Here is an 11589-nt window from a genome sequence, read left to right on the forward strand (position 1 = left end):
CATGAGACACCTGTTATTATATGCGCTCTGCCTGATGGCCTCCCTGCAGGTCCAGGCCCAGCACTTCGAGTTCGACCTGACGCAGGCCCAGCCGCGCTACACCGACGCCACGGGCTTCGGCTACGACGTGGTGGCATCGCCCACAAAGGGCAGCAAGGCCCCGTTCTTCTTCAGCGTGAAGGTGCCCGATGGCAACTATCGCGTCAGCGTCACCCTCGGCAGCCGTCGCCAGGCCGCCGTCACCACCGTCAGGGCCGAGTGTCGCCGACTGCTGGTGGAGCCCGTGGCCACCCGTCGCCGCGAGTTGCGCACGGTGAGCTTCGTGGTCAACAAGCGCAGCACACGCATCGACGACCGCCACAGCGTGCGCATCAAGGATCGTGAGCGCGACTACCTCCACTGGGACGACCGTCTGACCTTCGAGTTCAATGGGTCGGCGCCCGCCGTGAGCCGCATCGTCATCGACCGCGACACCACGGCCACCACCCTGTTTCTCTGCGGCAACTCAACCGTGGTGGACCAGAGCCGTGAGCCCTGGGCCTCATGGGGCCAGATGATTCCACGCTGGTGGGACGAGGGCGTGGCCGTGTGCAACCTGGCCGAGAGCGGACTGACCGCCGGCTCGTTCCTGGCCCAAGGGCGCCTCGACTACATCATGGCCCACCTGCGCCGTGGCGACTACGTGTTCTGCGAGTTTGGCCACAACGACCAGAAGGAGCGCAACGCCGGAGCCGGCGCATGGTACAACTTCAGCCATAACCTCAAGGTGTTCATAGACCGTGTGCGCCAGAAGGGCGGCATCGTGGTGTTCTGCACCCCCACCCAGCGCCGCGCCTTCGACAACGCCCACCAGCACATCCTTGAGACCCACGGCGACTATCCCGACGCCATGCGGGCCGTGGCCCAGCGCGAGAAGGTGCCCGTCATCGAGTTGCACAACATGACCCGCACCTTCTTCGAGACCCTCGGCTATGAGGGCAGCACACGGGCGCTGGTGCACTACGCCGCCCACACGTTCCCCGGACAGGAGCAACCGCTGGCCGACAACACACACTTCAACCCCTATGGCGCCTACGAGGTGGCCAAGATGGTGGTGGAGGGCATCAGGCAGCTCGGCCTTCCGCTGGCCGCCCACCTGCGCTCCGACTGGCGCGACTACTCGCCCGCCCACCCCGACAACCCCGACACCTTCGTGTGGTACGCCGCGCCCATCTTCGAGACGGCCAAGCCCGACGGCAACTAACCACATCCGCATGTTGCGCCACAGAAAACATGCAGCTGACGAATAGAACAACTACCTTATTACTGAAAACAAGAAACAAGCTACACAGATATGAACAAACGAATCATCACAGCCACATTCCTGATGGCCATGAGTTCGCTGGCAGGCTTCGCCCAACGCCAGTTTGACAACCTCGACCGAGGTCTCATCGCCGTGAAGAGCAATGGCGGCATGTACTGCTCTTGGCGCATCAACGCCGACGAGTATTACGCCACCACCTACGATCTCTACCGCGACGGTGTGAAGGTCAACGACCAACCGCTCACCGTTTCCAACTTCACCGACCCCAACGGCACGCTCGAGAGCCAATACACCGTGAAGGCGGTGCACGCCGGACAGGCGTCGGCCGACAGCAAGAAGGGCCTCAGCCTGGCCAACGGATGGCTGGAGGTGAAGAAGCCCAAGCGCATCTCGAACGACGGAAAGACCGACATCTCCAACCAGTATGAGCCCAACGACGCCACCATTGGCGACGTGGACGGCGACGGCGAGATGGAGCTCATCACCAAACAGCTCTTCATCGGCCAAGACCCGAACAACACCTCACAGGCCGACTTCGCACGCATCGAGGTGCAGAAGCTCGACGGCACGTTGCTCTGGTGGATCGACTGCGGCCCCAACATGTGGGATTTCCAGCAGAATGAGATCAACATCATGGCCTACGACTGGGACGGCGACGGCAAGGCCGAGTGTGTGGCCCGCCTGCAAGACGGCAGCGTCGTCCACATGGCCGACGGCACTACCTACACCGTTGGCGACGCCACGAAGGATTATCGCGGTGGCGTCTACAACTTCCTCAGCAAAGGCGACGAGTTCCTGGTCTACATGAACGGCCAAACGGGCAAGCCCTACGTGGTGCAGGAGTTCCCCCTGAAGCGCTTCGAGAGTGGCGAGAGCGACCTCAACGCCGCATGGGGCGACAGCTACGGCCACCGCTCGATGAAGTTCTTCTTCGGCGCCCCCTATCTCGACGGCCGCAAGCCCAGCATCTTCCTGGCACGAGGCATCTACACCCGCCACAAGATGATTGCGCTCGACGTGGATCCCGCCACCCACCAGTTGTCGGTGCGTTGGCGTTGGAACAACAACACCCCCGGCTCACCCTGGTATGGCCAGGGCTACCACAACTTCGTCATCGCCGACGTCGACCTCGACGGACGCGACGAGATTGTGTTTGGCTCCATGGTCATCGACGACAACGGCCACGGCCTGTCGACCACGGGCCTCGGTCATGGCGACGCCCAGCACGTGGGACAGTTCGACCCCTATCGCAAGGGACTGCAGATGTACGCCTGCAATGAGGACCGGCCGGCCAACAACTACCGCGACGCCACCACCTCAAAGATCTTCTACCGTTTGGCCGGCGGCGGCGACGATGGCCGTTGCATGTTTGCCAACTTCACCAACCGCGTGCCGGGCGCCATTGGGTCGTCGGCCCACGACAGGCCCATCAGCGCCGTCACTGCCAAGCATGCCGAGGGTCTGCCCGACGGCTATTGGTTCGGCAACGTGTTCCGCATCTATTGGGACGGCGACCTGCTCGACGAGGACAACAACGCCGCCAGCATCCACAAGTTTGAGGACCAGAGCACCATCACCCTGCCTGGCGCCCTGACCAACAACAGCACCAAGGCCACACCGTGCCTGCAGGCCGACATCTTCGGCGACTGGCGTGAGGAGATTGTGGCGCGCACCGAGTCGGGCGACATGCGCATCTACACCACCACCATTCCCACCCAGCACCGCATGGCCTCGCTGCTCACCGACAAGCAGTATCGCAACGCCATGCAGACCCAGATGAACGGCTACAACCAACCGCCCCACGTGTCCTACTTCGTGGGCGAGCTCGAGGGCATCACCATCGCCCCGCCTCCCGAGGCCACCAATGGCAAGACCGAGATCAAGAACGGTGGCACCCTCTCATCGGCGCTCAACGGCAAGCAGGTCATCATGGCCGAGACGTCCGACATGACCGTGAGCGTGGCCGAGGGCGCCCAGCCCGAGGTGTTCTTCGATGTGGCACCCTCATGGACCCAGGGTCACGACAACAACAACAACATCACCACCTCCTACTACACCCACACGCTGACGGGCGCCGCCTTCTCGGGCGCCACCCGTGTCACCAAACAGGGCTGCGGCACGCTCGTCATGCCCACCGCCGTGCAGACCTACACGGGTCCCACCGATGTGTGGTTTGGCACGCTTCGCTTCGATGGCGTCATGCAGCACTCGCACGTTTGGCTCAACCGTTTTGCCGAGCTCAACTCCGACGGTGGCTCGTTCCAGGCCGGCGTCAGCATGGACTATGGCGCCATCCTTCGTCCGGGCGCCGACCATGTGGGCATGGTGACGATCGACTCGCTCCACCTGGACTTCGGCTCACGTGTGGTGTTCGACATCGACGACAACACGAAGAAGGCCGACAAGCTCGTGGCCAAGAAGCTCGTCATTGAGAAGAAAAACTGGAGCCAGGGCCCGCAGTACAATGCGCCCGTGTTTGAGATCCACCCCACCTACCTCAGTGGCAAGGACCGTTTGGAGGCAGGCACCTACGAGTTGGCTGACGCAGCCGACATCAAGGGCGACATAGCCGACATCACCATCGACGGCATCAACAACCAGAAGGCCGCCCTGAGCGTGGCCAACGGCAAGATCTTCATCACCATCGCCGACCAGCGCGACGCCGCCGCTGTGGAGTGGCAGGGCGCCATGGATGGCAACTGGGACCTCCTCAACACCGAGAACTTCACCGTGGGCGGACTGAAAGACCAGTTTGTGAGTGGCGACCGCGTGACATTCACCGACAACGCCGAGCGTGGCGACATCACCATCACCGAGCCGGTGACGGTGGCAGCGCTCAACTTCACCAACGATACGCTCAAATACACCCTCAGTGGCGACAGCATCCTTGGCACAGCCGACCTCACCAAGACCGGCGAGGGAACGGTGACCCTCAACAACGAGAACCGCTTCGTGGGCACCACACGCATCATGGGCGGCACACTCAACGTGGCGAAGTTGGCCAACAAGGAGGGGCAGGATTATGGCTCACTGGGCGGTGTGAACAACCGCATCGAACTGTCCGACAATGGCGAACTGGGTGTAGCATCCAACATCACCACCAACCAGACCATCCGCCTGGCAGGCTCCGACGGCGCCATCAACGTCGACGCCAACGCCCGCCTGACCCTGAAGACCGGCATTGTGTCGACCAACGGTCGCCACACCCTCACCAAGCGAGGCTCAGGAGCGCTCACTCTTGACGCGGCCAGCACCCTGCGAAGCATCCATGTGGAGCGTGGAACACTCGACCTCTTCGATGGCATCAACGCCGACACGGTGCGCTTCGCTGGCACCGGAACAAAGGTATACGACAGCAACACGATGGGCTCTTACAGCAACAACAGCACAACCTTCGTGGTACCTGAGAAGATTACTGGCAACTTCTGGATGGATCCGCGCTGCGACTACAAGGGCAAACTGCTCGGCAAGGGCACGCTCTATGTGTACGCCGCCGGTCCGCGCAACACGCTCAGCGGCGACTGGAGCCCATTTGAGGGAACCGTCGTTGCAGGTCAGGAGAAGCGCAGCACCTACGGACCCAGCTTCGACTGGAACAACAACTACGGCCTGCCGAAGGCCACACTGCAAGTGAGCAAGGGCACAACGTTCCAAGCCGGCAGTAGGTCGATGGCCATCGGTCACGTCAAGGGCGAGGGTGTCATCAACACAACGGGCACCCTGACCATCGGCGCGCTCAACGAGGATATGCTGAAGACGACCACCCTGCAAATCACCAACGCCAAGGTGCGCAAGGTGGGATCGGGCATCTGGACGCTCACTACCGCCAACGCCCAGCCCAACATCGGCGCCGTGACCATCGCCGGGGGTGAGCTCCGCCTCGACGACACATCGTTCAAGACGTTGCTCCTGGGCACATCGGGCGTCACCGTCACCGACTCAGGACTGGTACAAGGACGCGGCAAACTGCAAAGCATCGTCGTCAACGGCGGCACATTGGCTCCCGGCACCTACTTCGGCAACCACTACGGCGCCATCAAGACCGAGGGCAACATCACCCTGTCGAAGGGTAAGTTGGAACTGACCATCAGCAACAACCGCAACAGCGGAACCAGCCGCTCCTACCTCGAGGTGGGTGGAACGCTCACCCTCAACGACTCGGTAGTAGTTAAGCTGAGCGACCGTTACGCACCTGCCGTAGGCGACAGCATCGTGCTCTGGACCGCCAATAAGTTTAGCGGCAAACCGAAGGTGAGCCTGCCCGCACTGCCCGACGGCATGATGTGGGACAGCTCCGCGCTGGCCGCCGCCAACGGTGTGCTGAAGATCTCCGTGAACACCGGCATCTATGGCGTGAACGCCGACGGCACCTCGCGCCGCCTCATCTTCACCCTCGACGGCCGCCGCGTCAACGAAGACCTCAACCGTCTGCCCGCTGGCGTGTATGTCGTCAAGGAGAATGGCAAGACCTATAAGGTGAATAAGCAATAAGGAAGATGGGCCTGATGGGTAGCTCACAAGCTGCTCACCAGGCCCATTGTGCTTTTTGCGCCCACCAAGCACCCCACCAAACATACGCATAACCCACAAACCCATCATCCATGAAGCACATTCTTTCCCTTCTCACCATGGCGCTGTGCCTGTCGTGCACAGCGCGCACAGCGCCCAGCAAAATGGTTTCGGCCACCGCCTCGGCAGCCGCCACACCCACCGCACGCCATTTTGTCATCACCTTTGCGGAGGGAGCGCGCCTCACGGCCTACCTGCCCGCCCAGCCCTCGGGCCGCGCCATCGTGGACCTTCCGGGCGGCGGCTACTCGCATTTGGCCGTCGACCACGAGGGGCACCAGTGGGCCGACTGGATGAACCGTCAGGGCATCGCCTTCTTTGTGTTGGAGTATCGCATGCCCAAGGGCGACCGCACCATCCCCCTGACCGACGCCTGCCGCGCCATGACCACCGTGCGCGACTCGGCCACGGCATGGCGCGTCAATCCCTACGACGTGGGAATCATGGGCTTCTCGGCAGGCGGACACCTGGCGTCGGCGGTGAGCACCCACGCCCCATGGGCAGCACGCCCCAACTTCAGTATCCTGTTCTATCCCGTGGTGTCGATGGACGAGCGCGTCACCCATAAGGGATCGTGCGCCAACTTCCTGGGGGCCGAGGGCATGAAAGACCAGCGCCTCATACGGCAGTGGAGCAACGACGCCTGCGTGCGTCGCCATCTCACACCACCCGCCTGCGTAATCCTCTCCACCGACGACCGCGTGGTGCCTCCCGTCACCAATGGCGTGGCCTACTACTCGGCCATGCGCCGCGCCGGCAACAACTGCGCGCTCTACGCCTATCCCTCGGGAGGGCACGGCTATGGCATCCGCAAGAATTTCGCGTTCCACGAGCAGATGCTCGGCGACCTCAAGGCGTGGCTCGCCACCATCGCCGCGCCCCGTGAGCAGGCGCTGCGCGTGGCGTGCATCGGCAACTCCATCACCGACGGCATGGGCATCGACATGAGCGAGGTCTATGGCTACCCCGCCGTGCTCCAACGGCTGCTGGGAAAGAACTACAACGTGAAGAACTTCGGCGTGTCGGCGCGCACCCTGATGAACAAGGGCGACCTGCCTTACATGAAGGAGCAGGCGTGGGTCGACGCGCAAGCGTTCCTGCCCAACATCGTGGTCATCAAGCTGGGCACCAACGACTCGAAGGACTACAACTGGATACATGGCGCCGACTATGGCGCCGACCTGCAGAAGATGGTCGACACGCTGCGCGCCCTGCCCTCGAAACCTCAGATCTATGTGTGCAGTCCCATACCGGCCGCCCGCATCTGGGGCATCTCCGACAGCGTGATCGTCAATGGCGAGATACCCGCCATCAAACGGGTGGTGAAGAAAAACAAGCTCGCCTACATCGACCTCCACACCGAATTCAAGCCCACCGAAGGCCTGATGCAGCGCGATGGCATACACCCCACCGACAAGGGAGCGGCCCAACTGGCCAAGATCATCGCTGCGCACATCCATACCCAAAAATGATGATTTGTCGAATTAGCCCACTCGCATTGGACTGTTAGTCGTCGATTTTGCGTATCTTTGCAAAAGCATTGAGCCAAAGCTTGCAAAGATTGATATGATCAAAAAGACAACATGTTTCATCTATGTGGCGCTGCTGGTGGCGATGGCCACCGCAACCATGGTGGAGAACAGCCACGGAACCAACTATGCCCACACGGCCATCTACGGCTCGTGGTGGTTCGTCCTGATGTGGACTGCGCTCACGGCATTGGGCGTGGCCTATCTCCTGAAACGCCATGTGCGCCACTGGGGCACCTGGATGCTGCATGGATCGATGGTCGTCATCCTTGTGGGCGCACTGCTCACCCACCTCACCGCCACCAAGGGCAAGATGCACCTGCGTGAGGGCGAGACCACCAACGCCTATATCGCTGAGGGCGACGGCCACGACATGCGCAACGCCATGTTGCCCTTCAGCCTACAGCTCCAGCGGTTTGAGACCTCCTATCATGCCGGCACCAGCGCCGCGGCCGACTACGAATCGGTGTTTACCGTGATCGATGGCCACGAGCGGCAAAGGGGTCGCGTGTCGATGAACCACATCTTCTCCTACCGTTCCTATCGTTTCTATCAGGCGAGCTACGACGCCGACGGCCATGGAACGGTGCTGGCCGTGAACAGCGACCCCTGGGGCATACCCGTCACCTATACCGGCTATGCCTTGCTTTTCTTCTCCTTGCTCTTCATGCTCGTCGACCCCAAGGGGCCTTACCGCCGTGTGCTCCGCAGCGACCTGCTGCGCAAAGGGGCGCTCATGGGCCTGCTGCTCTTCGCCTTGGCCACAAGCGGCCGGGCCCAATCCACCGTGCCCCGCGCCACCGCCGACAAGCTGGGGCGCCTCTGCATGCTCTACAACGACCGCATCTGCCCAGTGGAGACCTACGCTCTCGACTTCTGCAAGAAGGTCTACGGCGCCCGTTCCTACAAAGGGCTGACGGCCAACCAGGTGCTGGCCGGATGGCTGTTCTATGGCAACGAGTGGGCCACGGAGCCGTTCATCCGCGTCAAGGGCAGCGCCCTGCGCAAGCAGATGGGCCTCGAAAGTCATAGCGCCATGGCCAATTTCTTCGTCATGGGACAATACACCCTGGGCCCACTGGTCGAGGAATACTACCAAGGCAACACCGACAAGGTGCACCAGCAGGCCCTCGACGTGGACCGCAAACTGATGCTTGTCATGGAGCTTCGCCATGCCGCGTCGCTCCACCTGTTGCCCTACACCACGCCCCACGGCGTCACCACGTGGTATGCGCCCACCGACACGCTGCCGCAAACGATGAACCACCAGCAGGCGCTCTACATCCGCAGCGTGTTCTCGCTGATGGCACAGGATGTGGCGGCTGGCCGTTGGGACCGCGTAGATGAGTTTCTCAACAAGATGGATCGGTACCAGCACGCCTTTGGCGGGCGCACCCTCCCCTCAGCCCCACGCTACCAGGCCGAGCGCGTGCTCAACGCCGTGCCCTTCGCCACGGTGCTCTTCATGGTGAACCTCACGCTGGGCCTCATCGCCCTCTTCTATATCATGGGCCGCATGACCGAGGCCCGCTGGATCACGCCCCGCCGTCGCCGGTGGGCCGACGGCACGTTTGCAGCGCTGCTCGGCCTGTCGTTCCTGGCGCTTACCGCCGCCATGGCGCTGCGCTGGATGGTGAGCGGCAACATGCCCTTGAGCAACGGCTACGAGACGATGCTGCTCCTGGCGTGGTTTGTGGAGGCCATCGCCCTGCTCATGCAGCGCCGTTTCCGCATCGTCATGGTGTTTGGGTTCCTGCTCTCGGGCTTCTTCCTCCTGGTGAGCCACATCAACGCCATGGACCCGGCCATCGGCCAGATGATGCCGGTGCTCAACTCGCCCCTGCTCTCCATCCACGTAAGCGTCATCATGATGAGCTACGCGCTGCTCTCGCTCACGTTCATCTGCGCCGTCATGGGCCTGCTCATGCGTCGCCACGAAGGCGAGCTGCAGGCGCTCAGCCAGCTCTTCCTCTACCCCGCCGTGGCCGCCATGGGCATAGGCATCTTCATCGGAGCCATCTGGGCCAACGTGAGTTGGGGAAGCTACTGGAGCTGGGACTCGAAGGAAACCTGGGCGCTCATCACGTTCATGGTCTACGCCATCGCCCTGCATGGCGGCAGCCTGCCGGCGTTCCGACGTCCGCGCCCCTACCACTGGTTCATGGTGCTGGCGTTCCTTTCGCTCATCATGACCTACTTCGGCGTCAACTACCTGCTGAGCGGAATGCACTCCTATGCCTAACAGCCTCGCCCCTTCTTACCGACAACAATAAAAGAACCAATCAACAATATGGAAAACAACAGGTCTTCAAATCTCACGAAGATACAACTCAACACCTTCGACAACGGCACGGAAGTGCGCGAGCACCACGTCATGATCAGTCTCACCGACGCGGGCCGCACGCTGCCCTACGCCGACCAGCTGCGCCTGGTGACCGAGGAGTTCAAGGCCACCCGCAAGGAGCTGGGCGCCAAGACGGTGTTTAAGCGCTACTTCCTCAGCGACGCCGCCAACCAGGCCGACGAGCTGATGAGCTACGAACTGGAGAGTCCGGAGTACGCGGTGTCGATCGTGCAACAGGCTCCCGCCAACGGCACGAAGGTGGCGCTGTGGGCCATCCTCATGACAGGCGTGGCCACCAAGGCGCTGCCCAGCGGTCTCCATGAGGTGAGCCACGGCCCTTACCGCCAGCTATGGAGCGCCTCGTGCAGCAACCTCGCCAAGGACTCGGAGCGCCAAACGAAGCTATTGCTCAACGAGTATGTGATGCGACTGCTCAACGAGGGCTGCACACTGGAGGCCAACTGCGTGCGCACGTGGTTCTTCGTGAACGACATCGACAACCACTACGCTGGTGTGGTGAAGGCGCGCAACGATGTGTTTGTGACGCAAAACCTCACCGACCAGACCCACTTCATCGCCTCGACGGGCATCGGAGGGCGCCACGCCAACCCACGTGTGCTCTCGCTCATGGACGCCTACGCCGTGACGCCCTTGGCCAAAGGGCAGATGGGCTACCTCTACGCCGCCGACCACCTCAACCGCACGAGCGACTATGGGGTGAGCTTTGAGCGTGGCACCTATGTGGACTATGGCGACCGCCGCCATGTGCTGATCTCGGGAACGGCCAGCATCAACAACAAGGGTGAGATTATGCATCGCGGCGACATCCGCCGCCAGTGTGAGCGCATGTGGGAGAATGTGGAGGCGCTGCTCAACGAGGCCAACTGCTCCTTCGACGACATGAGCGAGGTGGTGTGCTACCTGCGCGACCCGGCCGACTACGCCGTGGTCAACCAACTCTTCGAGGAGAAGTTTGGTGGGAACGCTGGTCGCAAGGCCACACCTTTCATCTTGGTAAACGCTCCCGTGTGCCGCCCCGGCTGGCTCATCGAGATGGAGTGCATGGCCACGAAGGCCATCAGCAGCGACTATCCGAAGTTTTAACCCAAATCGGTCGTCATTAGATAATAAAGGGACACAAAAAAAGACAAACCTATCCCTTTGGAATTACCTGAGTTAAATAATAATGCCCCAGCATCTAGACCAAGCTCTAGAGGAGGGGCTATATAAAGTGCTAGACAAGAAGGACATAGATTAACTATGAGTAATTATAACGATAACGAGGGCTGTGGTAGCTATCTATTTTTGCTGTTATGTGTTGTAATAGCAATTATAATAGGTGTCTCTAATCACAGCTCTAGCTCCTCAAGTAGCAGCAGCTATAGTGGTGGTAGTACATATGGAAGACCTTGGAAAAAGAAACTCCAAGAGTACGAAAAAGAAAAAGCTGAGAGGCAAAGACAAGAGCAACAATTAAGAGAAATGCAGCAAAATGCTCTTAGGTATCAGAGCCTCCCTGTAGTACAGCCTACCACACGCACATCTTGTGCTCCTACTCCTGATGATGCTTATAGTGAGGGATACAATGAGGGATATGAGCAAGGTAGAAGAGATGGAGCTAATGGACATAGTCACGGCTATGGATATGATGACTCCAGCAGCTACTATGACTATTATGAGACTAGATACCAAGAGGGGTATGAGGAGGGCTATGATGATGGTTATAGTAGTGGTCAATCTGAATACGAAGAGGAACAAGATGAGGAGGATGATTGGTAGTAATATAATTAACTAAAGTTTCGGATTTAGTTTCAAACGGGCTGAATGATCGTTCAAACCGAATG

The 11589-nt window shown here is 60.7% G+C and carries 6 protein-coding genes; all 6 read left to right on the top strand.

Features of this window, described 5'->3' with window-relative positions; translation table 11 throughout:
- The first annotated feature begins 1 nt into the window (after position 1).
- Positions 2–1243, top strand: a complete 1242-nt coding sequence (locus KM934_RS08535) for a rhamnogalacturonan acetylesterase (protein ID WP_215760197.1) — start codon at positions 2–4, stop codon at positions 1241–1243.
- Between the two features lie 90 nt (positions 1244–1333).
- Positions 1334–5794, top strand: a complete 4461-nt coding sequence (locus KM934_RS08540; RefSeq protein WP_215760198.1) for a rhamnogalacturonan lyase family protein — start codon at positions 1334–1336, stop codon at positions 5792–5794.
- Between the two features lie 110 nt (positions 5795–5904).
- A complete protein-coding gene (gene axeA1, locus KM934_RS08545; RefSeq protein WP_215760199.1) occupies positions 5905–7344 on the top strand; it encodes an acetylxylan esterase AxeA1 in 1440 nt (479 codons plus the stop codon).
- A gap of 94 nt (positions 7345–7438) precedes the next feature.
- Positions 7439–9643, top strand: a complete 2205-nt coding sequence (gene ccsA / locus KM934_RS08550; protein ID WP_215760200.1) for a cytochrome c biogenesis protein CcsA — start codon at positions 7439–7441, stop codon at positions 9641–9643.
- A 48-nt stretch (positions 9644–9691) separates the two neighbouring features.
- On the top strand, positions 9692–10849 hold the full coding sequence (locus KM934_RS08555; RefSeq protein WP_215760201.1) for a Rid family hydrolase: 1158 nt from the start codon (positions 9692–9694) through the stop codon (positions 10847–10849).
- A gap of 156 nt (positions 10850–11005) precedes the next feature.
- A complete protein-coding gene (locus KM934_RS08560; protein ID WP_215760202.1) occupies positions 11006–11524 on the top strand; it encodes a FliH/SctL family protein in 519 nt (172 codons plus the stop codon).
- Positions 11525–11589: the final 65 nt, after the last annotated feature.

The sequence above is a fragment of the Hallella faecis genome (assembly GCF_018789675.1).
Classification (GTDB): domain Bacteria; phylum Bacteroidota; class Bacteroidia; order Bacteroidales; family Bacteroidaceae; genus Prevotella; species Prevotella faecis.

Bases quoted from the DNA above. Each gene is read 5' to 3' on its own strand.
- KM934_RS08535 (WP_215760197.1), top strand. From the start codon at position 2: ATGAGACACCTGTTATTATATGCGCTCTGCCTGATGGCCTCCCTGCAG.
- KM934_RS08540 (WP_215760198.1), top strand. From the start codon at position 1,334: ATGAACAAACGAATCATCACAGCCACATTCCTGATGGCCATGAGTTCG.
- axeA1 (WP_215760199.1), top strand. From the start codon at position 5,905: ATGAAGCACATTCTTTCCCTTCTCACCATGGCGCTGTGCCTGTCGTGC.
- ccsA (WP_215760200.1), top strand. From the start codon at position 7,439: ATGATCAAAAAGACAACATGTTTCATCTATGTGGCGCTGCTGGTGGCG.
- KM934_RS08555 (WP_215760201.1), top strand. From the start codon at position 9,692: ATGGAAAACAACAGGTCTTCAAATCTCACGAAGATACAACTCAACACC.
- KM934_RS08560 (WP_215760202.1), top strand. From the start codon at position 11,006: ATGAGTAATTATAACGATAACGAGGGCTGTGGTAGCTATCTATTTTTG.